Source organism: Streptomyces sp. ADI95-16 (assembly GCF_003721495.1).
GTDB lineage: Bacteria > Actinomycetota > Actinomycetes > Streptomycetales > Streptomycetaceae > Streptomyces > Streptomyces goshikiensis.
On sequence record NZ_CP033582.1, the window covers coordinates 405521 to 432045 of the forward strand.

General features: G+C 70.8%; 19 protein-coding genes. 2 read left to right on the forward strand and 17 right to left on the reverse strand.

From position 1 onward, the window contains the following. Positions 1-112: 112 nt before the first annotated feature. The 5 genes from EES41_RS38740 to EES41_RS38760 form a co-directional block, all read right to left on the reverse strand. The gene (locus tag EES41_RS38740; protein WP_123083214.1) at positions 113-2959 is read right to left on the reverse strand and encodes a glycoside hydrolase N-terminal domain-containing protein; all 2847 of its coding nucleotides are present in this window, start codon (positions 2957-2959) and stop codon (positions 113-115) included. 114 nt (positions 2960-3073) lie between these two features. Next, on the reverse strand, positions 3074-4063 hold the full coding sequence (locus EES41_RS38745) for an aldo/keto reductase (protein ID WP_123083215.1): 990 nt from the start codon (positions 4061-4063) through the stop codon (positions 3074-3076). Between the two features lie 81 nt (positions 4064-4144). Next, positions 4145-5476: a sugar ABC transporter substrate-binding protein gene (locus tag EES41_RS38750; RefSeq protein ID WP_123083216.1), complete on the reverse strand. Its 1332-nt coding sequence runs from the start codon at positions 5474-5476 to the stop codon at positions 4145-4147. 68 nt (positions 5477-5544) lie between these two features. After that, positions 5545-6561: a carbohydrate ABC transporter permease gene (locus EES41_RS38755; RefSeq protein WP_123083217.1), complete on the reverse strand. Its 1017-nt coding sequence runs from the start codon at positions 6559-6561 to the stop codon at positions 5545-5547. A gap of 4 nt (positions 6562-6565) precedes the next feature. After that, positions 6566-7486, reverse strand: a complete 921-nt coding sequence (locus EES41_RS38760; RefSeq protein ID WP_123083218.1) for a carbohydrate ABC transporter permease — start codon at positions 7484-7486, stop codon at positions 6566-6568. 451 nt (positions 7487-7937) lie between these two features. On the opposite strand from EES41_RS38760, the gene EES41_RS38765 reads away from it, so the two are divergent. Further along, positions 7938-9392, forward strand: coding sequence for an RICIN domain-containing protein (locus EES41_RS38765; RefSeq protein WP_123083219.1), 1455 nt, complete (start codon positions 7938-7940; stop codon positions 9390-9392). A gap of 81 nt (positions 9393-9473) precedes the next feature. Here EES41_RS38765 and EES41_RS38770 read toward each other — a convergent pair whose 3' ends face one another. The 10 genes from EES41_RS38770 to EES41_RS38815 all read right to left on the reverse strand — a co-directional run bounded on the left by EES41_RS38770 (position 9474) and on the right by EES41_RS38815 (position 23080). Further along, positions 9474-11225, reverse strand: coding sequence for a beta-galactosidase family protein (locus EES41_RS38770; protein WP_123083220.1), 1752 nt, complete (start codon positions 11223-11225; stop codon positions 9474-9476). A gap of 115 nt (positions 11226-11340) precedes the next feature. Continuing rightward, entirely contained in the window at positions 11341-12147 is an 807-nt protein-coding gene (locus EES41_RS38775) for a DeoR/GlpR family DNA-binding transcription regulator (protein WP_123083221.1), read from the reverse strand. A gap of 109 nt (positions 12148-12256) precedes the next feature. Then, entirely contained in the window at positions 12257-13390 is a 1134-nt protein-coding gene (gene galK / locus EES41_RS38780; RefSeq protein WP_254211885.1) for a galactokinase, read from the reverse strand. After that, complete coding sequence (gene galE, locus EES41_RS38785) at positions 13387-14346, reverse strand: UDP-glucose 4-epimerase GalE (RefSeq protein ID WP_123083222.1); 960 nt, start codon at positions 14344-14346, stop codon at positions 13387-13389. The genes galK and galE overlap by 4 nt, the downstream gene beginning before the upstream one ends. Beyond that, positions 14343-15392 (reverse strand): galactose-1-phosphate uridylyltransferase, encoded by a 1050-nt coding sequence (gene galT, locus EES41_RS38790; RefSeq protein WP_123083223.1) that lies wholly within the window; start codon positions 15390-15392, stop codon positions 14343-14345. Before galT ends, galE begins: the two co-directional genes overlap by 4 nt. A 682-nt stretch (positions 15393-16074) precedes the next feature. Beyond that, positions 16075-16884: a DeoR/GlpR family DNA-binding transcription regulator gene (locus EES41_RS38795; protein ID WP_123083224.1), complete on the reverse strand. Its 810-nt coding sequence runs from the start codon at positions 16882-16884 to the stop codon at positions 16075-16077. A gap of 350 nt (positions 16885-17234) precedes the next feature. After that, positions 17235-18266 carry an ABC transporter permease gene (locus EES41_RS38800; protein ID WP_164496201.1) on the reverse strand — a complete coding sequence of 344 codons (1032 nt, stop codon included), beginning with the start codon at positions 18264-18266 and terminating at the stop codon, positions 17235-17237. Continuing rightward, on the reverse strand, positions 18263-19852 hold the full coding sequence (locus EES41_RS38805) for a sugar ABC transporter ATP-binding protein (protein ID WP_123083225.1): 1590 nt from the start codon (positions 19850-19852) through the stop codon (positions 18263-18265). Before EES41_RS38805 ends, EES41_RS38800 begins: the two co-directional genes overlap by 4 nt. A gap of 132 nt (positions 19853-19984) precedes the next feature. Next, positions 19985-21034, reverse strand: a complete 1050-nt coding sequence (locus tag EES41_RS38810; protein WP_123083226.1) for a substrate-binding domain-containing protein — start codon at positions 21032-21034, stop codon at positions 19985-19987. Between the two features lie 453 nt (positions 21035-21487). Beyond that, the gene (locus EES41_RS38815; protein ID WP_164496202.1) at positions 21488-23080 is read right to left on the reverse strand and encodes a ricin-type beta-trefoil lectin domain protein; all 1593 of its coding nucleotides are present in this window, start codon (positions 23078-23080) and stop codon (positions 21488-21490) included. Between the two features lie 736 nt (positions 23081-23816). Between EES41_RS38815 and EES41_RS38825 the strand changes: the two genes are divergently transcribed. Continuing rightward, positions 23817-24557 carry a peptidoglycan-binding protein gene (locus tag EES41_RS38825; protein WP_123083229.1) on the forward strand — a complete coding sequence of 247 codons (741 nt, stop codon included), beginning with the start codon at positions 23817-23819 and terminating at the stop codon, positions 24555-24557. A gap of 45 nt (positions 24558-24602) precedes the next feature. Here EES41_RS38825 and dgoD read toward each other — a convergent pair whose 3' ends face one another. Next, positions 24603-25748: a galactonate dehydratase gene (dgoD, locus tag EES41_RS38830; protein WP_123083230.1), complete on the reverse strand. Its 1146-nt coding sequence runs from the start codon at positions 25746-25748 to the stop codon at positions 24603-24605. Further along, positions 25745-26497, reverse strand: coding sequence for an SDR family NAD(P)-dependent oxidoreductase (locus EES41_RS38835; RefSeq protein WP_123083231.1), 753 nt, complete (start codon positions 26495-26497; stop codon positions 25745-25747). The genes dgoD and EES41_RS38835 overlap by 4 nt, the downstream gene beginning before the upstream one ends. Positions 26498-26525 lie beyond the last annotated feature (28 nt).

The following is a 26525-nucleotide window of genomic DNA, read 5'->3' on the forward strand; positions in this document are numbered from 1 at the left end:
ACTCCTCGATCAGATGGACGCGGACCCCCGCGTCCTGCATACGGCCCCGCACCGCACGCGAGTTCAGTTCTGTCACCGACGGACAAAAACGACCGCCCCCGTGGGGCCCGGCTCATCCGCTGACGCGGCGCCATTGTTGCTGGGCGCTGCCGTCGGGGGTCTGTTGTTCCAGCGTGGCGCCGTCCGAGGCGGAGCGGTCGGTGATGCCGAGCACCTTGCCACTGCGGGCGCAGGTGAGGATGACGTGGCCGTCGCCGGTGTCGGTCACCTTCCAGTGCTGGTTGTCGGCGTAGGCCGGGGTCCACTGGACGAGTTTCGTGCCGTCGGCGGTGCCCCCGCCGCTGATGTCCCAGGACAGCCCGTGGGTGGTGCGGATCTCGTGGAGGCCGCTTCCCACGGGGATGAAGCGGAACCGCTGGTTGATCGCTCCGCTCGGGGTGTACTGGATGAGCTCGGTGCCGGGGCCGGTGGAGGCGCCGGGGACGTCGACGGCCTTTCCGCTGTGGCGGTTGACCAGCTGGAACACGGTGTGCCGGGCGGGAGGTGTGAGGGTGACGGATCCGCTGGAGGGGATGGCGACGGTCGTGCTCCAGGCGCCGAAGACGACGGTGGCCGACCGTCCGGCCGCTCCGCGGAGCGTGGCGTTCGTGACCTGTCCGGACGACCAGGCGAGGTCGACGGTGAGACCGCCCCGTACGCCGATGCCGGTGACCGAGCCGGAAGCGGCCCACGCATCGGGCAGGGCGGGCAGCAGCTCGACGCGTCCGGGGCGGGACTGGACCAGCATGTCGAGCATCGCCACGGGCGTGCCGTAGTTGGCGTCGATCTGGAAGACCGACCTGTCCCCGCGGCTGTACATGTCGAACAGGTTGACGGCGGAGCCGTTGCTGTAGCCGATGGAGGGCCTGAGCACGTTCAAGACGCACTGGTACGCCTTGTCGGCGTGCTGGAGGTGGGCCCAGCAGACGGCACGCCATGCCGTGGCCCAGCCGAAGCCTTCCGTGCCGCGTGCTTCGAGGAGCTTGGTGGCGCCGGCGACGAGGTCCGAGGGGGAGTCCTGGAGGCTGATGCGGTCGCCGGGGAACAGGCCCATGAGGGCCGAGAGGTGGCGGTGGTTGGTCTCGCCGAGGTTGTCCCCGGTCATCCACTCCGCCAGCCGGCCGCTGGTCGCGCTGACCCCGGGCAGGTACAGCCTGCTCTGAAGGCCGGCGATCGTGGAGGCGTAGGAGGCGTCCTTGCCGAGCTTCGCCGCGGCGGCCCGGTAGTTCTCGAACAACTGCCAGACCAATTCCTGGGCATAGGTGATGCCGCGGGCATCCTCGGGACCGTGTTCCGGGGACCAGTCGTGGTCGTCGATCAGGACCTGCCGGGCGGCGCCGGTCGCGGGGTCGGTCACGGTCGTCGTGATCAGCCGTACCTGCCAGAACCGGCAGGCGCCCTTGAGCAGCGGGTAGATCTTGGCGAGGTGGGCGGTGTCCTGGGTGTACTCGTAGTGCTGGTACAGGCAGTTGCCTATCCACGCGTTGCCGGCCGGGTGCCACCACCAGCCGTTGCCGCCCCAGACGTTGGCGGATATCGCCAGGGTCCAGCCCGCCACGCTGCCCGAGGTGTTGCGGAAGCGGTTGCGGGAGTCCTGGAAGAGGTTCCTCGTCCTGGCCCGCCAGCCGGGGAGCTGTGCGACGCAGTAGTCGGTGAACGCGTCGAAGCACTCGGGCAGGCCCGCCCGGTCGGGCAGCCAGTAGTTCATCTGGACGTTGATGTCGGTGTGGTAGTCGCTCATCCAGTCGGGAGTGTTGGTGTCGATCCACAGCCCCTGCAGATTGGCCGGGAGGCTGCCACGGGACCCGGTGATCGTCAGATAGCGGCCGAACTCCAGATAGGAGGCCTCCAGCTCCGGGTCGGGCGCGGAACCGGCCGCGGCACGCGCCGCCAGGCGTGCGGGGGTGTCCAGCATCCGCTGCGCGGCGGTCGAGGCTCCCAGGTCCACCGACATCCGCTGCCGCAACCGGTGGTAGTCCGCGACGTGCGTCGCCAGCAGCGCCGTGCCGGTCGCCGCCGCCGCGGCCGTCGCCTTGCCGCGGGCCACGGCCAGCGGCGCCAGGGCGGTGTCCTTGTACGCGACGGAGGCGTCGGCCTTGTAGTTGGTGCCGCCGGACAGGACCAGCACGACCTCGGTGCAGCCCTCGAACGTCACCTTCGCGCCCGCCGCCGAGACGCTGCCGCCCGTACCGACCGCCTTGACCAGGGCCGCGTACCTCAGCGTGTTGGGCAGCGCCGCCGCGAACCACGCCTCCGCCGCGCCGGCGTCGGCCGTCACCGTCTCGTCCCGCGTGCCGGCGAGGGTCAGCGACCCCGTGCAGGAGCCGCCGCCGCTCTGTGACAGGCGCACGACGATGACGTCGTCCGGGTGGCTGGAGAACACCTCGCGCCGGTACGTCACGCCGCCCAGCCGGTACGAGACGGTGACCAGGCCGTTGCTCAGGTCGAGGGAGCGGCGGTAGCCGCTGATCGCCGAGCCGGTGTGGGCCGGGACCTCCAGGTACGCCTTGGCCAGCATGCCGAAGGCGCCGAAGTCGTCCGTGCCGTAGGGGAACTGCCCGTCGGACTGGAGCGCGGCGTTGGCGTGGCCCGTCCACAGCGTCGCGTCCGCGAGGACGAGCGCGTCCCGGGCCGGGTCGCCGGACACCAGCGCGCCGAGCCGCCCGTTGCCCACGGGCAGGCCCTCCTCCATGATCACGTCCTCCCGGCCCGGCGAGCGGTACCAGAGCGTGACGGCCTCGTCCTCCGGCACCAGGGACGGCGTGCCCGGCCGCGTCACCGCTGCCGCGGCCGGATCGAACTCGGGCAGCGAGGACATCGCGAACAACGCCCCGAGAGCGGCGGCCGCTCTCAGAACGCCACGGCGGGACACCTCGGGCTGGCCGCCCGCCGCCGACGGGTGGGGGGTGGGGTCGGACATCACGGTGCTGCTCCTTCGGTCGACAGGACATCGCATGGCACGGGCACGTGCCTCTTGCCGTTCGTTCCGTCCCGGCCGAGGCGGTGAGCGATCCGGAGACGGCCGCAGACACGGTCAGCGGCTCAGCACGTCGATCTCCACCAGCTCCTCCTGCGACAGCGGCTCCCCGAGCAGCGCGTCGAGGTTCTGGTCCAGTTGGCTCACACTGCTCGCGCCGATGATCACCGATACCACCCGGGGGTCGCGCAGCACCCAGGAGATCGCCAGTTGCGCCAGGCTCTGTCCGCGCCGCCCGGCCAGCTCGGCCAGGGCCCGCAGCCGCTCCAGCTTGGCGCCGGTCAGCGCCTCGTGCTTGAGGAAGTGTCCGACCGACATCCGCGACCCGGCGGGCACCTCGCCGGAGAGGTAGCGGTCCGTCAGCAGGCCCTGCGCGAGCGGTGAGTAGGCGATCAGGCTGGTCCGGGTGTCGCCCACCGCGTCCAGCAGACCGTCCTGCGGAGTTCGGTCGAGGATCGAGTAGCGGGCCTGGTTCAGCAATACCGGTGTGCCCAGCTCCCGCAGGATCGTCACCGCCTCGCGGTGCCGCTCGGCCGGGTAGTTGGAGATGCCGGCGTACAGCGCCCTGCCGGAGCGCACCGCCGTGTTCAGCGCCCCCATGGTCTCCTCGATCGGGGTCTCGGGATCGTGGCGGTGCGAATAGAACACGTCCACGTACGCCAGGCCCATCCGCCGCAGCGACTGGTCCAGGCTCGCCAGCAGGTGCTTACGGCCGCCGCCGCTCCCGTACGGACCGGGCCACATGTCGTAGCCCGCCTTGGACGCGATGAACAGCTCATCCCGGTACGGCCGGAAGTCCCGGGCGAACAGGTGGCCGAAGTTGCGCTCCGCGCTCCCGTACGGCGGGCCGTAGTTGTTCGCCAGGTCGAAGTGCGTGACACCCCGGTCGAAGGCCCGGCGCAGCACCGCCCGCTGCGCCTCCAACGGCACGGTGTCGCCGAAGTTGTGCCACAGGCCCAGCGACACGGCGGGCAACCGGACACCACTGTGTCCGGTCCGGCGGTAGGTCATGGAGGAATGACGGCCCTGCGCGGCATGGTGGTTCATGTTGAGTATCCTGCCTGCGATCCATCATGAATGGAACTAAATCAACACACCCGAACATCATGCGGCGCCATGCGGCCCTGGCTACTTGGCGACGGTGAACCCTTGATCGGTGCCGTACTCGGCACTTGTGGCCCGCCAGGCCTCCAGCCCCCGCGCGAGGGTCGTCGAGGAGACGTACGCCTTGCCCACGGTGTCGTTGAAGACGGAGTTCGCGTACACCTGGTAGGGCAGGTACGACCAGCCCGCCGCGACGTCACGGGCCGCGTCGGCCAGGATCCGGTTGGCCTGCTGCCCCCCGAAGTAGGGGAACGGGGTGTCCAGGAAGGCCTGCGATTCCAGGTCGGCCCGCGTGGCGGGGAAGGCGCCCCCGGAGACGCGGGCCGTGGCCCCGGCTCCCGTGGTCGCGTACTCGATGAAGGCGTAGGCCAGCGCCTTGTTCTTCGACGCCTTCGGCACGGCGAGGGAGCTGCCGCCGTTCTCCGCACCCGCCTTGGCGCCCTTGGTCCACTGGGGGAGGGGTGCCACGCGCCAGTCCCCCGCCGCCGCGGGTGCGCCCGAGACGAAGTTGGCGGGCATCCAGGCGCCTGTGGACAGGGTCGCGATGCTGCCGTCCGACAGTCCCTTGTACCACTCGTCGCTCCAGGAGGTGACCGGCGCGAGCAGACGTTCGTCGATGAGCTTCTGCCAGGTGCTCGTGTACTGCGCCGTACCGGCGTCACCGAAGTCGATGCCGATCTCGGTGCCCTCCACCGTGTAGGGGCGTCCGCCCGCCTGCCAGATCAGGCTGGTCGTGGCGCCGGCGTCCCCGGTGTCGTTCGTGATGAAGAGCTTCGGGTCCGCCTTGTGCAGGGCGCGCGCCGCTTCGACGTACTCGTCCCAGGTGGTGGGGACGGCAACCCCGTGCTGGTCGAAGACCTTCTTGTTGTAGAACAGCGCCATGGGTCCGGAGTCCATGGGGAGGGCGTAGATCCCCTTGCCGTACTTGACCGCGCTCCAGGGACCGGTGGTGAAGGCCCGGTCGTGGGCTGCCGCGCCGTAGGGGGAGAGCTCCTCCAAGGACTTGCCGATGGCGAACTGGCCGACCGCGTAGTACTCGACCTGGGCCACGTCAGGCGCTCCCGAGCCGGCGGCGATGGCGTTCTGCAGCGCGGTGTACTGCTTGTCGCCCGTGCCCGCGTTGACGAGCTCGACGTCCACCTTCGGATACTTCTTCTCGAAGTCGGCGGCGACCTTCTTCAGCGTGGGCTCCCACGCCCACACCGTCACCTTGCCTCCGGCTTCGAGTGCTGACGCCACGTCCTTCGCGGCTCCGTCGGTCCCCGGGTCCGGCGAACCGCAGGCGGTGGCGCCGAGGGTCAGGGCGCACGTCGCGGCGACGGCGGCGAAGATCCGGCGGCGGCTGTTCGTTCTCATCGGTGGTGCTCCTGATTCGGTGTGCGGACGAGGTGGGCCGGGACGAGGCGCGAAGCCGGGCGGGTCACTCACTCCTTGACGCTGCCGGCGGCCAGACCTGACTGCCAGTAGCGCTGGAGCAGGACGAAGAGAAGGACGACCGGCGCGATGGTGAGCAGGGATCCGGTGATGATGAGGTCGAAGACGGGCTCGCCGCCCGCGGTCCTGGCCTGGGCGCTCCACGCGTTGAGACCGAGGGTGAGCGGGTACCAGTCCGGATCCTTGATCATGATCAGCGGCAGGAAGTAGTTGTTCCAGGTGGCGACCATGGAGAAGAGCAGCACCGTCACGGTTCCCGGCATCAGCAGCGGCAGGGCGATCCGGAAGAAGACGCGCAGCTCGCCGGCGCCGTCGATGCGGGCGGCTTCGAGCAGTTCGGCGGGTACCGCTTCGGCGGTGAACACCCACATCAGGTAGAGCCCGAAGGGCGAGACGAGGGAGGGGATGATCACTGCCCAAGGGGTGTTGGCCAGGCCCATGCCGCTGAACATCAGGAAGGTGGGCACGGCGAGGGCCGTGCCGGGGACGGCCACCGCCCCGATGACGACGGCGAACACGGCTCGGCGGCCCGGGAACTCGTACACGGCCAGCGCGTATCCGCCGAGGACCGCCAGCAGCGTCGCACCGCCCGCGCCGGCGGCGACGTACAGCAGGGTGTTCAGCGTCCAGCGGACGAAGGCGCCGTCGTCGTAGGTCAGCGTGCGGGAGATGTTGTCCCAGAGCCGGAAGTCCTTGCCGAGCCACAGACCGAAGGAGCCGAGGAGGTCCTCCTGGTTCTTGGTCGCGTTGATGACCAGCCACACGAGAGGCAGGAGGGTGTAGAGGAGGACCAGCCCGGTCAGCAGGGTCAGCGGGACGCTGGGCCTGGGGTCGAGCGGGGTGTGGGGCCGTCGGCGTCGCCGCGGCGCCGAAGCTCGGGGCGGTTCGGCGGCCGGGGTCCTGCGTGATCCGGCGGCGGCGCTGGTCGAGCCGGCGCCGGAGCGGACGGTGCGCTCCCTCGTGTCGGAGGGGGCGCCGGTGGGGGCGCCGGTGGGGTCCGTGATCATGTGCTCAGCCCTTCCGCATGCCGCGGAGCTGGACCGCGTAGGCGATGACGGCGGTGAATGCGCCCATCACGAGGGCGATGGTCGCCGCGTAGTTGTGCTGCTGCCCGGAGAAGGCCAGCGAGTACGTGTAGAGGTTCGGGGTGTAGTCGGTCGTGATCGCGTTGGGCGCGAGGTTCCGCATGATGTCCGGCTCGTTGAACAGCTGGAAGCTGCCGATGATCGAGAAGATCGTCGCGATGACCACCGCGCTGCGGATGGCCGGCAGTTTGATCGCGGTGACGATGCGCCACTCCCCGGCGCCGTCGATGGCGGCCGCTTCGTAGAGGGAGCGCGGAACCACCTTCAGGGCGGCATAGAAGATCAAGGTGTTGTAGCCGACGAACTCCCAGGTCACGACGTTGCCTATGGAGGCGAGCACCAGAGAGGGGGAGAGCGGATCCGGCAGGGCCAGGCCGAACGCCTCGTCCAGGTTGCCCACCAGGCCGAACCTGGTGCCGTAGATGAACCCCCACATCAGGCTGGCCACCACGGCCGGTACGGCGTAGGGCAGGAAGACGGCCACCCTGAAGAAGGCCTTGCCGTACAGCCGGCCGCTGTCGATGGCGAGCGCGACGAGCAACGCGATCCCCAGCATGACCGGCACCTGGACGAGCAGGAACAGCCCGACCCGGGCCGACCCCTCCCAGAACCGCGCATCGGTCAGCGCCTGGAGATAGTTGTCCGCGCCGACGAAGGAGGTGCCGCCGATCAGCCGGTCGCGCATCAGGCTGAGGTAGAACGCGTACCCGATGGGAGCCAGGAAGACGAGGGCGAACACCACGGCGAACGGTCCGGCGAACCCCCAGCCGGCAAGGGCGTTCCTACGGGCGCGTGAACGGGAGCGGGGCGGGGAGACTGCTTTTGCCGGTGACGGCAGGAGCGTCATGGTGGGTCCTTGAGTCAGTGACCTACAGGTCCGCGACGGAGGGAAGCGACGGCCTCCGGGCCGGAATCGGCCTCATGGGGGCAGGACCTGATGAGAAATGTTTACGTAATCATCGGTAGCGCGATCGTGGCACTCCTGCCTGGGAGCGTCAAGTACCCGGGATGGTCAAGCGACTTGCTGTCGCCGGCCGGAAACCGGTCCGCCGACGGCGACGGTCCGCCGTCGGCCGGTTGATGCCGCGCTCGGCCCCGGGCCGGTGGCGACGATTCACGTCCGAATGCTTGACACGCCCCTGCGCGGCTCTCAGACTCACAGCCAGCCACTGAGTGTTTACGTAAACATTACAGAGGCGGAACACCGGCGTCATCCGGGCCCCGCATGACCGCGTGCCGGACCCCTGGGCGCACCTCGCCCTCCCCTGCCTCTCTCACCCCACCAGCAAGAGGTACCCATGCGACGTCACCCCCCACACCTGGCAGCCCTGTTCGCCATCGTGTCGGCCCTGCTCGCGAGCCTCCTCGGCGGTCTCGGCACCGCCGCGGCCTCACCCGCCCCCGTCACCGTCACCAACGCGACCCAGTTCACCGATCCCGCCGGCCGGCCCGTTCACGCCCATGGCGGAGGGGTCATCAAGGTGGACGGGTACTACTACTGGTTCGGAGAGGACCGCAATCCCGACAACAGCTTCCGGTACGTCTCCGCCCATCGCTCCACCGACCTCCGTACGTGGGAGTTCCGCGGCCACGTCCTCTCACAGGCCACCGACCCCGAGCTGAGCACCGCCAACATCGAGCGGCCCAAGGTGATGTACAACCGGGCCACCGGACAGTTCGTCATGTGGATGCACAAGGAGGGCAGCGCCACCGACTACGGCGAGGCCCGGGCCGCGGTCGCCGTCTCCTCCACGGTCGACGGGAACTACTCCTGGCGCGGGAGCTTCCGGCCGCTGGGGCACATGTCCCGGGACATCACCACCTTCGTGGACACCGACGGAACCGGCTACATGATCTCGGCCGCCAACGAGAACGCCGACCTCCACGTCTACCGGCTCACCGCGGACTACACCGGCGTCGAGACCCAGGTACAGAAGCTGTGGCCCGGCCAGTCGCGCGAGGCGCCGGCCCTGTTCAAGCGGGACGGCGTCTACTTCCTGGTGACGTCCGGCGCCACCGGCTGGTCCCCCAACCAGCAGAAGTACGGAACGGCGGACAGCCTCACCGGCACCTGGAGCTCGCTGCGGGACCTGGGGGACGGCAGGACCTACGGTTCCCAGACGGCCTTCGTACTGCCCGTCGAGGGCGCCTCCGGTACTACCACCCACCTGTACATGGGCGACCGCTGGGGCAACTCGATGGGCGGCACGGTCAACGATTCGCAGTACATCTGGCTCCCGTTGGAGTTCCCGACTCGGACCACCCTGTCCATGGACTACCACCCCCAGATCATCATCTCCACGGAAGCCGGCACCGTGCGGGGCACCGGGCACTGGAACACCCTGACCGCCGCACACAGCGGCAAGTGCGCCGACGCCGCCGACTGGTCGGTGGCCGAAGGCGCCCCGCTGATCCAGTGGGCCTGCGCGGCCGGCAGCGTCAACCAGCAGGTGTGGTTCCAGGGCGCGGGAGCCGGCACGGTGCGGATCATGCTCCGGCACAGCGGGAAGTGTCTCGCGGTGCGGGACGCGTCCCCCGATGACGGCGCCGCCGTCGTCCAGACCACCTGCGGCGACGCCCCCGGACAGAAGTGGAAGACGGCCCGGGCCGACGCCGGCGGCATGCGGCTCGTCGCCCAGCACAGCGGAAAGTGCCTCGACGTCACCAACCAGTCCCGGACGGACGGCGCGCCCCTCGTCCAGTGGACGTGCAACGGCGGCGCCAACCAGAAGTGGCGGCGGTCGGCCGTCTGACCCGCCCCGTCCTCGCCCCGGCACCGGTGCGGCCGTGCGCACGCACGGCGTGGGAGCCGGCCTCAGACGGCCGCCGGGCGATCAGTCCTCCACCGGCCCGAGGTCGGGCGTATCGCGGAAGGAGACCTTCCTGTCCCGGCCGGGTGCGTGCAGTTCGAGTACGACGACCTCGTTCGCACCCCTGCGCAGCACCGGGCCGGGCACGTACAGCGAGCGCTGGGGACCACGGGACCAGTACCGGCCGAGGGCGAAGCCGTTGACCCAGGCACTGCCCTTCGTCCAGCCGTCCAGGTGGAGGAAGGTGTCGGCCGCCCGGTCCGCCTCGAAGGTGCCGCGGTGGAAGGCCGGTCCGGTCGGCGTGGCCGGCCGGGCGCCGAACGGAAGGTCCTGGAGTGCGGTGAGCGGCAGCGGACGGCTGGTCCATCCGTCGAGCGGGGACCCGTTCAGCAGAACGCGGCCGAGCAGCCCCTTGCGGTCGTGGATGCCCTGGCCGTAGTTCACGCGCCCCTGGTTCTCGACGAGGACGGTCAGGACGGTACCCGGCCGCGGGACCGCGAAGGTGAGGGAGTGCTCGTGGCCCTCCCGCTCCAGCACCCCCACGGGCTGGCCGTCGAGGAAGACCTGTGCGCGGTCGCGCACCCGCTCCAGTTCGAGCAGGGCGGGCCCGGCCTCCGGCAGGTTCGCCTCGTACAGCACGAAGCCATAGTCCTGTCCGAGTTCCTCCATCGTCAGCGGACGGCGCGAGGCGACGGCGTCCCCGAGGGCCGGCGCGGCGTCCAGCAGCCCGATGCCGTCGGTCAGCTCCACCGCCTCCAGGCTGAACTTCCCGGCGCGTGGAGGCGGGAACTCCGCGGGGACCGGGGCGTATTTGGCGATGACCCGGCGGAAGGCGGCGAACTTCTCGGTCGGATCGCCCGCCTCGTCGAGGGGGGCGTCGTAGTCGTACGAGGTGACGGTCGGCCGGTAGGTGTGCTTGTCGTTGGCGCCGTTCATGAAGCCGAAGTTCGTGCCGCCGTGGAACATGTAGAAGTTCACGGAGGCCCCCGTCGCGAGCAGCTCGTCGAGCTCTTGGGACGCCTGCTCCGCGTCGCGGACGACGTGGTTGCCGCCCCACCGGTCGAACCAGCCGATCCAGAACTCCGCGCAGAGCAGTGGCCCGGACGGCCGGGCGGTCCGCAGCGTGGCGAGGTGTGCCGCCGGCCGGCTGCCGAAGTTGGCGGTGGCGAGCACTCCCGCCAGCGCCCCGCGCTCCAGGTCGGCCGGCTGGTCACAGGTGAAGAGCGGGACGTCGACGCCGTGGCGGCGCAGGGAGCCGGCCAGGTGTTCCAGGTAGGCGGTGTCCTCCCCGTACGCCCCGTACTCGTTCTCCACCTGTACGGCGAGCACCGGCCCGCCCCGGCTGGCGAGCCGGTCGCGCAGCGGGGGCAGGAGCCGGCCGAAGTAGTCGTCGACCGCGGCGAGGAAGTTCGGGTCGCGGCTGCGGAGCCGCATGGCGGGATCGGCCAGGAGCCATGAGGGCAGGCCGCCCCCCTCCCATTCGGCGCAGATGTAGGGGCCGGGCCGCAGGAGTACGTGCAGCCCCTCGGCGGCCGCGAGATCGAGGAACCCGGTCAGGTCGAGGCCGCCGTCCATGCGGAACTCGTCGGGCCGCGGCTGATGGAGATTCCACGGAACGTACGTCTCCACCGTGTTGAGCCCCATGAGACGGGCCTTGTGCAGCCGGTCGCGCCAGAGGCCGGGATGGACGCGGAAATAGTGCAGTCCGCCGGAGAGGATGCGGAAGGGCTCGCCGTCGAGCCGGAATCCGTCGTCTTCGATCTGGAGAAGGGGCATGCGCGTGCTCCTCGACTGAGCAGGGGTGCGCGGATCGCGCCGGGACAGGGCCACTCCCGCATGTTTGCGTAAACATTCGTGTCATGGCAAGTCCCCGCTCACATACGATCGCGGCTTACGGCTGGGTGGCGCCCAGGATCAGCTGCCCCACCGAATCCTGGAGGACGGAACACGCCTCGGGGTCGAGGCCGTCGTCGGAGACGAAGTAGTCGATCTCCGAGAGCGCGATGAACCGGCTGAGACCCACGACGCCCCATTTGGTGTGGTCCGCGACCACGGCCACCTGAGTGGCGCAGTCGATCAGCGCGCGGTTGGTCTGTGCTTCCGCGAGGTTCGGAGTCGTCGCGCCGGCGCGTTCGGACACGCCGTGCGCGCCGATGATGAGCAGGTCCACCTGGAGGGAGCGGATCGCCTGGTCCGCGAGAGGTCCGACGAGAGAGGCCGACTTGGTGGGAGTGCCGCCGGTCAGGAGCAGCGTGGGACCCGCGGGACCGGGCTCGGCCCCCGTGGGCCGCAGCAGCTGGGCGACCGGCAGGGAGTTGGTCACCACCGTCAGCCCCGGGACGTACCGCAGCCGGGCGGCCACCGCGTAGGACGTCGACCCTCCGGAGACGGCGACGACACTGCCCGGTTTCACGAGGGCGGAGGCCGCCTCGGCCACCGCCGACTTGGCCCGCGACTCCAGAGCGACTTTCGTTTCGAAGGGTGGTTCGTCACCCGTGGTGGCGGAGGCGCTGATGGCGCCCCCGTGCACCTTCGACAGGGCACCGGTGCGGGCGAGCACGTCGAGGTCACGGCGGATGGTCATGTCGGAGACGCCCAGTTGTTCCACGAGTTCGGCCACCCGCACGGCACCGTCGCGGCGCACGATGTCGAGGATGAGGGCCCTCCGCTGGGGCGCGAGGCGAGCTGACTCGGTCACGATCTCGTCCCCTGTTCCCTCGCGCGCGGTCCGCGTGCGCCGTCAAAGTCACACGGCATTCCTCACGAACGAACAGTGTACGTCGCCGGGGTTCGGCTTCCCCGCGTTCTCATACGATGCGCCCGGCGCCGGCGGCCGGGGAGACCGGGAACAGGTGAGGAGCCTGGTACCCGGCCGAACGGAACGCGGCGGTGACGGCTTCGCCGAGCACCTCCACCCCGCCCTCCTCCGCCAGCACGATGACGGACCCGCCGAAACCGCCGCCGGTCATGCGCGCCCCGAGGGCCCCGTGCGCCAGGGCCGTGTCCACCACGAGGTCGCTCTCCGCACAGGAGATCCGGAAGTCGTCGCGCAGCGACGCGTGGCCGTCGGTGAGGACCGGCCCCAACGCCGCGAGCCGGCCGGCCCGAAGGTGCGAGACGGCCTCGGTGACCCGCGCGTTCTCCGTCACCACGTGGCGGACCAGGGGCACCAGGTGGGCGGGGAGCGCTCTCGCGGCCCGGTTCAGGTCCGCGGGAGCGAGGTCGCGCAGTGCCGCCAGCCCGAGCAGACGGGCGGCCCGCTCGCACCCGGCCCGCAAGGCCGCGTAGGCGCCGTCCCCGAGGTCGTGCTTCACACGGGTGTCGACGACCAGCAGGCTCGTCCCCTGTGCCTCCGGGGCGAACGGGACCTGCTCGTGGGCGCCGGCGCGGATGTCCAGGTGCAGTGCCGCACCGGCGGTGCAGCAGGCGGAGGCCAGCTGGTCCATGGCCCCGCACGGCACGCCGGCGAAGCCGTTCTCCGCACGCTGGCTGATCAGAGCGAGGGCGGGTGCGCTCAGGTCCAACCCGTAGAGGTCGTTGTAGGCGAAGGTGACCGCGCATTCGAGCGCGGCGGAGGACGAGAGGCCCGCGCCGGCGGGCACCGAGCTGTCGATGTGGAGGTCGGCGCCCCCGAGCCGGTGCCCGGCCTCGCGCAGCGCCCAGACGACCCCCGCCGGGTAGGCGCCCCACGTGGTGACGGCTCCGGGGATGAGCCGGCCGACGTGGAGGTCGATGACCGGGCCGTCCCCCTGGGCGCTGTGCAGCCGCAGCCGGCCGTCCTGTCGCCGCCGCGCCGCGACCAGCGTGCGCTGGGGGATGGCGATGGGCAGCGCGAAGCCGTCGTTGTAGTCGGTGTGCTCGCCGATCAGGTTGACCCGGCCGGGCGCTGCCCAGACCCCCTCCGGGTAGGCGCCGTAGATGCGCCGGAACGCCTCCTTCATACGGTCACCTCGCGTGCGAAGGCCCAGGCGTCGGCCACGATGGAGTCCAGCCCGGTGCGGCGGGCCCGCCAGCCGAGGCGCTCGCGCGCGCGGGCGGCGGACGCGACCAGTACCGCCGGGTCGCCGGGACGGCGGGGGCGGACGATCTCCGGGATCGTACGGCCCGTGACCCGTCGGACGGAGTCGATCACCTCTCGGACCGTGAAGCCCTCGCCGTTGCCCAGGTTGCAGATCAGGTGCTCGCCGGGACGGGCCGCCTCCAGGGCCAGGAGGTGGGCCTCGGCGAGGTCGGCGACGTGGATGTAGTCGCGTACGCAGGTGCCGTCGCGCGTGGGGTAGTCGTCGCCGTGGACGTCGATGTGCGGGCGCCGCCCCAGGGCGACTTGGAGGACGAGCGGGATGAGGTGCGACTCGGGTTCGTGGCGCTCGCCGTGTCCCGCGTGGGCGCCCGCGACGTTGAAGTACCGCAAGGACACGGCGGCCAGCCCGTGGGCGGCGGCCTCGCCGCTGATCAGGTGGTCGACGGCGAGTTTGGTCGCGCCGTAGGGGCTGGTGGGCGCGGTCCGGGCGTCCTCCGCGATCGGCAGCCGTTCGGGTTCGCCGTAGACCGCGGCGGTGGAGGAGAACACCAAGGTGCGCACGTCCGCGTGCCGCATGGCGGCCATCAGCTCCATCGAACCGGTCACGTTGTTGCGCCAGTACTTGTCCGGGTCGCGTACGGACTCGGCCACCTGCGACGAGGCGGCGAAGTGCAGGACCGCGGCGTACTCGGCGGACAGGAGGGCGGCGGCATGGCCGAGACCGCCCCGGACGAACTCGGCGCCCGCCGGAACGGCCCCGGGCACGCCGGTCGACAGGTCGTCGAGCACCGTCACGCGGTGGCCGGCTTCGAGGAGGCGGGCCACGACCACGCTGCCGATGTAGCCGGCGCCTCCGGTCACGAGGTATCGGCTCATGACGCGACCTCTCGCAGCCGTGCGGCCGCGACCTCCGGGGCCACGTCGTTGACGAAGGAGTCCATGCCTGATTCGACCCCGGCGAGGAACTTGAGCTTGCCCGCCGACCGGCGGACCGTGAACAGCTCCAGGTGCAGCGCCAGTTCCTGCCCGCCGGTCTTCGGTGCCTGGTGCCAGGCGGAGATGTAGGGGGTCGGGGTCGTTTGCGCGGTTTCCCCTTTCTGGGGGAACAGCCGGTCGAACCTGCGCAGCAGCTCCAGGTACATCCCGGGGAACTCGGCGCGTTCGGCCTCCGTGAGGTGGGTGAGGTCGGGGACGCGGCGATGGGGGTAGAGGTGCACCTCGTACGGCCAGCGGGCGGCGTAGGGGACGAAGGCCGTCCAGTGCTCCCCGGCCAGGACCACGCGCGAGGTGGCGGCCCGGGCCTCGGCCAGCAGGTCCTCGAAGAGGTTTCCGCCGGTGACGGAACGGTGTGTGCCGGCGACGGCGAGCATCTTGGCGGTCCGCGGCGGAACGAAGGAAAAGGCGTAGACCTGCCCGTGCGGATGCGCGAGGGTGACGCCGATCTCCGCGCCCCGGTTCTCGAAGCAGTACACCTGCTCGATGCCGGGAAGGGCCGACAGCCGCTCGGTGCGGTCCGTCCAGGCGTCGAGTACGAGGCGGGCGCGGTCCTCGGGCAGATCGGCGAAGCTCGCGCCGTGCTCCGGGGTGAAGCACACGACTTCGCAGCGTCCGAGGCGCCCCGCCAGTGAGGGGAAGCGGTTCTCGAACACGGCCACCTCGTAGTCCGCCGCCGGTACTTCGCTGTGGTGTCCGTCTCCGGAGGGGCACAGGGGACAGGCGTCGGTCGGCGGATGGTGGACGCGCCCCTGCCGGTGCGAGGCGATCGTGACCCAGTCGCCGGTCGCCAGGTCGAGGCGCAGCTCCGGCTGACTGTCGACGGACTCCGGCACACGCCGGTCGACCGTGTCGCGCTCGGCGCTCTCGTCGAGGTCGAAGTAGATCAGCTCGCGGCCGTCGGCGAGCTTCGTCGTGGTTCTCTTCACGGAAACGGGCCCGTCTCTCGGAGTGCGGTACGGCGGCTAGGGCAGGCCATACACCGACAAGAATAAACAGAAAACAACTATAGTCAACGCGTAGCTCCGGTCGGATCCGCGACCGGCGCCCCCGGCGACGCCATCCGGCCGGCGCTCCCGCGCGCCGTCGCGTCGGTCCGCGCCTCGTGCGCCGTCGCCCCGGGAGCGGAGCCAAGGAGTGGGGCACGGGCATGCGTTCTCGCGTGCGGATCGTATCGGCGGACCATAACGCCACGCCGTAAATGCGGCCAAGAGGTGTCGGCGAATGCATTGCACCGCTGCCCGACGCCCCAAGAGGCGTGCAGCGTAATCAATTCAAAGACGGCTTCTCGCCCGCCACAATTGCTTGGCATCCGCCTGATGCGTGGTCATACTTACGACACCCCGTCACATGAGCGCAGAAATACCGCTTTGGCTCTGAACATTTTCGGGGCGTCGGCGCGCATGGCGCCGGATAAATGCGGGCGAAGGCGGACGAGAGGCGGGGCCATGCCGCTCGCCCTCTCGCGCTACGGGTACGAGTGCGCGCGGCCGCCGACGGCGACGACCTCGCCGCCGCACCGGGTTCCGGCAGGAGCCGGCGACTGCGTTTCGGCTACCGCTTCGAGCCCCGACGGGCGGTGTCACCGGCCATGGGGGCGCCGCCCGTCTCTCACGACCCCTGGGTCTCCGCCAGGATCAGCCGGCCGACCTGCTCGCCGAGGACGGTGCGTGCTTGCTCGCCGAGCCCGTCGTCGGACACGAAGTAGTCGATCTCGGACAGGACGGCGAACCGGCTCAGCCCGACGACGCCCCACTTGCTGTGATCGGCCACGACGGCCAGCCGGGTCGCGGCGGAGATCAGGGTGCGGTTGGTCTCCGCCTCCGCGAGGTTCGGAGTGGTCACCCCGGCGCGCTCGGAAACGCCGTGCGCGCCGACGATGAGGAGGTCGACTTGCAGGGAGCGGATCGCCTGATCCGCCAACGGCCCGACCAGGGAGGCGGACTTGGTCGGGGCCCCGCCCGTGACCAGCAGGGTCGGGGCGGCGGAGGCGTCCTCCGTCCCGAACGACCGCAGCAGCTCCGCGACGGGCAGGGAATTGGTCACCACGGTCAGGCCCGCGATGTCGCGCAGCCGGTGGGCCACCGCGTACGTCGTCGTCCCGCCGGAGATCGCCACGACACTGCCGGGCTGCACCAGTTGGGCGGCCGCGTCGGCGACCGCGGCCTTGGCCGCGGACTGGAGGGTGGACTTGGTCTCGAACCCGGGCTCGTCGCCCGTGGTGCCGGAGGTGCTCACCGCCCCGCCGTGCACCTTCTCGACCGCCCCGGCTCTGGCCAGCACGTCCAGGTCGCGACGGATGGTCATGTCGGACACCCCGAGCTGCTCCACGAGCGCGGCCACGCGCACCGCTCCCTTGCGGCGCACGGTATCGAGGATCACTTCTCGCCGCTGGGCCGCCAGCGGTGCCGACTCCGTCACAGTCCCACCCAATGATCTCTAGCGCATTCCAGACAGAGATCAATTGTACACGGCATCCAATAAGGGTGGGCAAGGGGTTCGCGGGCCCTTTGCCGAACCTTCGTACCGAAGGGCGGATTTGCCGGGACGCCTATCCGGTCGGCCGGCCCTGGTGACCGTCCCCGCTCTTTTGTCCGCGCGATCTCGTGACGAAATACGGCGGCGCGTCCCGAGAGGCGTATCCCCGATCTCCCCCGCCCGCCGTGTGATTGATCGCGTTTCAGGCCGGAGAATCCGTTGCGCCCGACGAGGTCCGCCCCTCCCGGGGCGGGCCTCGTCATACGGACCGCACCACCGTCGTGCGCGCCGTATCAGTGGGGCAGGCCGACGGCCCGTTCGCCGCTGCGGCGCTGCTGGATGACGACGGCGGCGACGAGGAGCGCGCCCTGGGCGACGTTCTGCCAGAAGGTGTTGATGCCCTGGACGGTCAGCCCGTTCTCCAGGGCGCCGAGCAGCGCCACGGCCAGCAGCGTGCCGCCGATGCCGCCCTTGCCGCCCTTGAGCGCGCAGCCGCCCAGCGCCGCCGCCGTGATGGCCTTGAGTTCGAGGCCCTCACTTCCCGAGACGGGCTGTCCCGAGCCGGTCCGCGCGGTCAGCAGGATGCCCGCGACCGCCGCGACCACGCCGATGAGCGCGTAGACGGCCACCAGGTACTTGTTGATGTTGATGCCCGCCAGGCGCGCCGCGGTGTCGTTGCCGCCGATCGCGTAGATGTTGCGGCCGATGTCCGTGTACTTCAGCATGACGTGCACCGCCAGCGCCACGACGACCAGGATCCAGATCATCACCGGCACCCCGGCGATCTTCCCCCGGCCGAGGAAGACGAAGAACGGATCGTTGAGGACGTAGCCCTGCGCGCGGCCGTCGGAGACGAGCTGGGCCACGCCCTTGTAGGCGGCCAGGCCCGCGAGCGTCGCGATGGTGGGGTTGACCCGGCCGTAGACGATGGCGACGCCGTTGACCACACCTACGAGGATGCCGATGCCGATCGCGGCGGCCATCCCGAGGTAGGGGTTGGATCCGCCGGACGTGAAGACCATGGCGCTCACCACGGAGGCCAGGCCGGCCTGGGAGCCGACGGATATGTCGAGGCCACCGCAGATGATCACGACCGTCTGGACGATGGCGAGCAGCCCGGTGATCGTCACCGCCTCGCCGATGACCTGGATGTTGCCGAGGCTGAGGTAGTTGTCGTCCAGGAGCCCGAACAGGGCCAGGACGAGGACGAGGGCGCCGATCAGGCTGAGGTTCTGCCCGCCGAGCGAGGAGAGCAGGGCTCCCGCCGTCTTCCGCGCCGGAGCGGGGAGGTTCTCGGTGGTGGCCGGAGTCTGGGTGGTGGTCATCGAGCGTCTCCATCGGCGGAGTCGGTGTGCGGTCGGTCTGATGCGACGGGGGCGAGGTCGTCTGCCATGGCGAGGCCCAGGACGGCTTCCTCGGTGGCCTCCGACCGGCCCAGTTCGCCGGTGATGCGACCGTTCTGCATCACGACGATCCGGTCGGCGAGGCCCAGGACCTCGGGTAGTTCGGAGGAGATCACCAGCAGGGCGACCCCCTCCCGGGCGAGGTCGGCGATGATGCGGTAGATCTCGGCCTTGGCACCGATGTCGATCCCGCGCGTCGGCTCGTCCAGGATCAGGACCTTGGGCTTGCGCAGCAGCCAGCGGGCGAGCACGACCTTCTGCTGGTTGCCGCCCGACAGTTTGCGCACTTCGTGCTCGATCGAGGGGGTGCGTACCCGGAGCCTGTCGGAGAAGTCCTGCGCCACCGCCTTCTCCTGGCGGCTCTGGACGAACCGCCAGCGGCGCAGCCGGTCCAGGCTCACCAGGGAGGTGTTGTCCCGGATGGAGCGGTGGAGGAACAGCGCCTGGGCCTTGCGTTCCTCGGGGGCGAGTCCGATGCTCGCGCGGATCGCGTCCCTGGGGCTGCGCAGACGCAGGGGGCTGCCGTTCACGGAAACGCGACCCGACCGGATGGGCCGGTCGCCGGCGAGCGCGAGGGCCAGCTCGGAGCGTCCGGCCCCCATGAGTCCGGCCAGGGCGACCACCTCTCCGGCACGGACGTGGAGGTCGATTCCGCTGACGTCGTCCGTGGTGACGCCCTCCAGCCGCAGGACCACCTCGTCACGGGCGACGTCCTGCCGCACGAACAGGGAGGACAGGTCACGGCCCACCATCAGGCGGACGACCTCCCCCTCATTGGTGTCGCGGGCTTCCAGGACGCCGGCGACCGCGCCGTCGCGCAGGACGGCGATGCGGTCGGCGAGGCGGAAGATCTCCTTCATGCGGTGGGAGACGTAGATGACGGCGATGCCCTGGTCCCGGAGCCGGTCGATCAGGCCGAAGAGCGCTTCGACCTCGTTCTCGGAGAGGGAGGAGGTGGGCTCGTCGAAGGCTATGACCTTGGCCTCACCGGTCAGCGCCCGCAGGATCTCCACCAACTGGCGCTGTGCGGCGGTGAGTTCGGACCCCAGCTGATCGGGGTGGATGACCTTCTCGAAGCCGAGCCGGGCCAGGTCCGCCGTGATGCGGCGGCCCAGCTCCGCCCGGTCGAGGCGGCGCAGGGCGGTGCGCGGCAGGGCCCCGGCGTACACGTTCTCGGCGACCGAGACGTGCGGGATGATCTCCGGCTCCTGCGGGATGATGCGGATCCCGGCCTTGTGGGCGTCGTGAGGTGACGACAGGGTCCGCGGACGCCCGTCCCAGAGGATGCTCCCCTCGGTGGGCTGGTGGTCACCGGTGAGGATCTTCAGCAGGGTCGACTTGCCCGCGCCGTTCTCCCCCATGAGGGCGGTCACCCGGCCCCGGGGGAAGGTGAGCGTGACACCGCTGAGCGCCTGTACCGCACCGAACCGTTTGGTGATGTTCTCGACGGAGATCTCTTCGCCGGGATCCCGGGCGGGGGCGGGTGGCTCTGTACCGGCTGTGGTCATGGGGGCCTCGCAAGCTGGGGTGACGTGGGGCGTTCGTGCCGGCGACGCTGCCGGTCGGCGGTGGTGGTCCGGACGGGTGGCGGGTACGGCCGCCGCCGCGGCGGCCGTACCCGCCCCGTCCAGACCGCGGGCTCAGGCGCAGGTGACGCCCGCGTCCTTCCAGTTGGAGGCGTCGACCATCTTGGTCGGGGCGAAGGCTTCCTTGGGGAAGTCCTTGCCGTTCTTGAGCTTGTCGTACATCGTCTGCACCGCCAGGGCGCCGACGTCCCTGCCGTTGATGAAGAGCGCGGCCTTCATCCCGGACGGCTTGGCGGAGCTCCAGTTCTTGCAGGCGAGGTAGGCGCCGAGGCCGACGCCGATCACGTCTTCGGCCTTGAAGCCGGCGTTCTCCAGGGCGGTGACCCCGCCCTGGACGTTCTCGTCGTTGCAGCCCCAGACCACCCAGTGCTTCACGGAGGCGTTGGCGGTGATCGTCGCGGCGATCTTGTCCTGCGCGCCCGTCGGGGAGTTGTCCGTCGGCACGTCGATGTTCTGCACCGGCGCGCCCGCGGCATCCGCGAACGCCTTCTTCGAGGCGTTGACACGGTCGGTGCACACGGTGACGTCCTGCTTCCAGGCCGATATCGTCCGCGTCTCCGCCGGATTCCAGCCGGCCTTCTTGAATTCCTCGGCGGCCCGCTTGCCGACCTCACCGCCCATCTGTTCGCCGCTGAACCCGATGCGGGGCACCAGGGCGTCGCCGCCGCAGGCGGAGGGGTCCGGGCCGGTGCCGCAGATCTGGTCGTCCGACGTCAGGAGCGCCACCTTGCCGGTCTTCGCCAGCTGTACGACCTGCGGACCCACGGCCGGGTCGGGAACGACCACGATCAGTCCGTTGCTCTTCTGCGAGATGGCCGCCTGGGCCTCGCTCACCGTCTTGTTCGCGTCGTTGCCCAGGTTCACCACCTTCAGGTCGATGCCGAGCTCGCTCGCCTTGGCCTTCGCGCCGGCGGCCTCGCCGATGAAGTACTCCTGGTCGCCCTGCTTCTGCAGATAGGTCAGGGAGATCTTCCCGTCGACCTTCCCGACGTCCGCGGTCCCGTCCGTCGTCTCCTGACCGCTGGAACACGAGGACAGCACGAGCATCGTGGCCAGGCCCAGGGCCGCGGCCGCTACCGGACGGCGGTGGTGGTGAGTGAGCATGTCGATCCCTTTGCTTGGACGGGTCGCACCGGGCGACCAGTGGGGCACGTGCGATGGGGTGGGGTTCGGTCCGGCGGTCGTCGTGATCGCCGCCCGGGCTGCGGGTCCCTGGGGACTTCGAGGCAGAGGTGTCCGACCTCGGCCGGCGAGCCCCCAGGGGGCGATCCCCTCACTGGGGAATCCGCCACAGTCGGCCGTTTTCAAACTTGATGCAACAGAGAAAAGCGCTGTTTCCGCCATAAGTCAACAGTGTGAAGCGGGGGTTTCGGATTGATGCGCCCCCGTGACCTCCAGGGGCACCGCAGGGCGGGGAGAGCCGCTCTGCCGCTGCCGTCTGGCCGTACCGCCGAAGACACGGGGCGGCTGCCCGTGCGGCACCGTACGGCGCGGGCGTCGACGTCGGGGACCTCAAGTCCTGTTGATTTCTATCGGAACATGTCTGAATCTGTTCGACTATCGGCTTGAGGGTGTTGGCCCGCCGGGCTCGTTCCAGCGCTGCTCGGCCGCCGGGCCCGTACGGCCGAAGACGACAGGTGCTCCGGGCTCGCCGCTCCCGGACGTCACGGCATGGCCCGGGGCGATCCGGGGCTTGATGCGCCCGGTCGCATCGGTGGAGAACACCAGGTTGTTCCCCTCGGCCCTGCCGAACGCCGAGCACGACCAGATGCCCACGCCGTCCCGTGCGGAGCCCCGTGCGTCCATGCAGTAGCCCGGGTTGGCGGCATTGCGCAGGAGACCCTTGTCGTCGAGGCGCCACTGCTGGATCGGCGCGCCGGCGCGGCAGCGTGCGGTGATCACGTCGACGCCGTTGGCGAAGGTGCCGCCGCGGACGTCCAGGCACAGACCGGTGGCGGAATTGACGGCCGGACCGTACGCCGAGGCCCGGAAGGGGCGTACGGGGTCGGCCGTCGCGACCTCCGTGGTCGGTGTGGGGCCGGGCGCGGGCCCGTCGCCGGCCGTGGGCCCGTCGCTGGGCGAGGGCCCCGTCGCGGACGGCGACGCGCCGGGGGAGCGATGCGGCGAGGCGGAGGCGGAGGCGGAGGGCCGCGCCCTGCTCCTCGACGGGGCCGGCGACCCCGCACCGCCCGCTTCGACGTGTGCTCGTGGTGGCTGCCCTTGAGCCGCGGCGGGCGGCTCGGGCCCCCAGGCCGCGGGGACGACCGCGGCGAGTGCCGTCGTCGTGATCAGGGCCGCCGCGACGCCGAGGGGGACCCGCCCGGCCGGCTTTGGCCGGCCTCCGGCGGCGGTCGTGACCGGGAGGGGCGGCATGTCCTCGGCGTCCGTATCCGTGCCCGTGCCCGTGCTCGTGTCCGTGTGGGTTGCCGCGGAGAGGTAGAGCGGGCCGGCGGGACCGAGCAGGGAGGCGGCCAGCGACGGGCCGGGGGTGTCGCAGAGGGCGACCAGGCCGCGCAGGGCGGCCGCGCAGCCCGGGCATCCGTCGACGTGACGCGTCAGGTCCGGGTTCCCCCGCACGTCCGCGCGGTCCGCGGCGGCGTCCAGCATGCGTGCGTACGCGGGACAGTGCGGCGAGGGCCGGGCCTCCAGGTGGACTCGCAGGAAGGCGTCACGGCACGCGGCCAACCCCCGGTGGGCCAGGTCCGGTAGGGAGTCGGGCCGGTCGCCGGTGATCGTCGCGACGTGGTCGTCCGGCTCCCGCTCGACCACGGAGTGCCACAGGACGGCCTGCGTGCGCGGAGGCAGAGCGGTGAACCCCTTGCGGACGAACGACCGGAGGGCCGGGTCCAACGGAACACCGGCGGGCGGCGCGGACGTTACGGACGGTGCGGGAGACGCGGACGCGGACACCAGCGTGAGCAACGACAGGCGAGGGGGCCGGTCCGGGTCGTCGGTCGTGGCGGCCAGCATGCCGAGGAACTGCTCGATCGCGCGGTCCGCGGCGCGTCGGGCCGACAGGTGGTCGCCGCCCGCGGCGGTCCGGGCGAAGGCGGAGACCCTCGGGCCATGGCGTCGGCGCAGCTCGGTCTCGGCCGACGGGGCGGCCGGTACCGAGCTGCGGATGGTGTCACACAGTTGCTGGTCGGTCATTCGACTCACAACAGAGGGATGATTCGTCGACACGTGGAACATCCTGGGTGGGAGGGAAAGTCGCCCTATTGTTCAGGACACGACACGCCTGTCGATAGTTCTTGTCGGCGAGAATTCAAGAACTGTCCTCAGGAATGTGGACATGCTTTATTCGGGCGCGGCGAGCTACCGGAATTCTCCATGCGCAGAGAGGTCCGGTCTCGATTTCGCCCGCGCCGCTGGACAGCCTTGTACCGAACAGAATCAGACACACGCGCAAGGAAGTCAACACCGGAGATCTTGCTCGACCGGCGGCGGTACCCGCTGATGGCCCAGGGCTGGCAACGGAAGCGCCGGCCGTCCTGTTGACAAAAGTTCGAACAGTTCAAGACATGCGTACCGCGTCCATACAAGGAGAGGAAGAGCCCGGCGGAGCCCCGGGGCAACCCCGGTCGCACGTTTAGCCGATCGTTATCAACTGGGCCCCGACCGGGCTGGATCAAGGGGCTCCGCGCACAGTAGATTCACCGTTCACTCCCTACCGAGGGCTCATTCTGCATTTCCTGGAACAGTCGACTGGAGTTCGGTGAGCACCCCTTTCTGCCCACAGTGCGGTGACCCCCTGCGCTGTGCCTGTGGCATCGCGCGGCACGACGCGGGCGCAGGCCGAGCCGCCGCCCCGGCACAGTTCGACCGGGAGTGGATCAGGCCCTACATCGCCCCGCACGAACCCGCGCCGGCGGACGGACCGGCCACCATGAACACCGTCACGGTGTCGTGGGTCGCGGCGCCGGTCGTGCACGAGGGCGACACACCGCCCGGCGACGACGCCTTCGGCCGGCCCGTCGTCATGACCAGGCTGGCGGGGCACCGGGCACACCGGCCCGCCAAGCGGCGTCGACCGCTGCGCGTCACCGCGGCCCTCGCCACCCTGATCGGCTCCGCGGCCATCGCGGGTACGTACGCCTTCGCCCGGAACCAGGGCGCGGGGGAGACGACGGCGCAGGCCCCCGCGAGCCGGCTCGACGTACTCGATGTGGAGGACGAACCGAGCACGTCGCCCGAGGCGTCCCGCTCCCGGAGCCCGCATCCGAGCCGTCCCCCGCGCACACCACCGACAGCGGGGAACAGCCCGGTGCGCACACCGCCTTCGGCGGCCCCCTCCGAGCCGACCGCGAGCGCGCCCACCGCCACCGACGAGGCGCCGGCCGCCGGACAGCATTCCGGGAGTCCGAGCACCACGCCGCCCGCCCCCGCGTCGCCGACGGCCCCCTCCGAGAAGCGGACGCTGCGCCGGCACGACACCGGGCCCGAGGTCGTCGATCTGCAGCGGCGCCTCGCGCAGCTGGGGTTGTGGTCCCTCCCCCTGCGAGGACGCTACGACCAGCACCTCGACGACGCGGCGCAGCGGTTCCAGGCGAAGTACGGCGTCCGTGGCGACCCGCCGGGGGTCTACGGCCCGGCCACTCGGCAGCGGCTGGAGTCCTTGACCTCCTGACGCCCGGACGGCCGCCGCGTTCGGCCCGCGGGGGCGCTCAACGCGTCACCATTCGGCGAGGGACCCGTCGGCCCGCCGCCACACCGGGTTGCGCCAGCGATGGCCGGCCTCGGCGGCGCGTTCGACGGCTTTCTCGTCGATGTCGATGCCCAGTCCGGGTGCGGTGAGCAGGGCGACGTGGCCGTCCTCGTAACGGAAGACGGACCGGTCGGTGAGGTAGTCCAGCAGGTCCGACCCGGCGTTGTAGTGGATCCCGAGGCTCTGCTCCTGTATCAGCAGGTTGGGCGTGGCGAAGCCGACCTGGAGGCAGGCGGCCAGCGCGATCGGGCCGAGCGGGCAGTGCGGCGCCAGGGACACGTCGTGGGCCTCCGCCATCGCCGCGATCCGCCGCACCTCCGAGATCCCGCCGGCGTGCGAGAGGTCGGGCTGGGCCACGGCGATCCCCTGCTGGAGCACCGTCTTGAAGTCCCACCGGGAGTACAGCCGTTCCCCGGTGGCGATGGGGATGCTCGTCGAGCGCACGACCTCGCCGATGTGGGCGCTCATCTCTGGAACCACCGGTTCCTCGACGAAGAACGGCAGGTACGGCTCCAGGAGGGGAAGCACCCGCCTCGCCATGGGGAGGGTGAGGCGGCCGTGGAAGTCCACGGCGATGTCGAAGCCGTCGCCGACCTCCGCGCGGACGCTCTCCACCCGTTCGACGATGTCGCGGACTGCCTGCGGCGTGTCGATCAGTTCCAGCTGGGGCGAGGCGTTCATCTTGACGGCCGTGAAGCCCTCGGCCTTGCGGGCGGCGGCCTCCTGCGCCACGTCGGTCGGCCGGTCGCCGCCGATCCAGCTGTACACCCGTGCCCGGTCCCGGACGTTTCCGCCGAGCAGCTGCCACACCGGCACGCCCAGCGCCTTGCCCGCGATGTCCCACAGGGCCTGGTCGATGCCCGCGACCGCGCTGGACAGGACGGGGCCGCCGCGGTAGAAACCGCCCTTGGTCATGACCTGCCAGTGGTCCTCGATGCGCATCGGGTCCTGGCCCACGAGGTAGTCGGACAGTTCCTCGACGGCCGCCGCGACGGTGTGCGCACGGCCCTCGACGACCGGCTCGCCCCAGCCGGTGATGCCCTCGTCGGTCTCCACGCGCAGGAAGCACCAGCGGGGGGCGACCAGGTAGGTCCGCAGGGATGTGATCTTCACTTGGACTCCTTCTTCACGGTCCAGCCGCCGTCCACGGTCAGGTTCGTGCCGGTGATGTACGAGGCGTCGTCGGACGCGAGGAAGGCGACGGCGGCCGCCACTTCGTCGGGGCGGCCCAGCCGTCCCAGCGCCGTGGCGCGGGCGGAGAGCAGACGGCCCTCCTCGTCCACGTCCTGCCAGTTCTCGGTGAGGATGGGGCCGGGCAGTACGGAGTTGAACCGCACGTCCGGTCCGTACTCGACCGCGAGCTGGCGGACGAGCGCGCACATGCCTCCCTTCGCCGCGGCGTAGGCCGGGTAACCCGGCAGGCTGCACAGCGCGTGCACGCTGGACGTGGCGACGAAGGAGCCGCGGGCGGCGCGCAGGTCGTCGAGGAAGGTCCGTACGGCCAGGTAGGGCGCCTTGAGGTTGACGGCCATGTCACGGTCCCAGTCGCTGCCGGGCAGTTCGTGGGCGGGCGCGGGCGTGTGGGTGAAGGCGTTGCTGTGTACGACGGCCACCGGGCCGAACAGCGTGTGCGCGCGGTCCTTCAGGCCGTGCCAGTCCTGTTCGCGAGAGACGTCGCACGGCACGAACTCCGCGCGGCCGCCGTCCTCGCGGATCCTCCGCGCGAGTGCGGTGCCCGCCGCCTCGTCTATGTCGGCGAGGACGACGGCGGCCCCTTCGGCGGCCAGACGTACGGCGCTGGCTGCGCCGATGCCGGACGAGGCGCCGGTGATGACGGCGGTTCGCCCTGTGAATCGGTTCATGGCTGGTCTTTCGTGGGTGGAGTGGTGG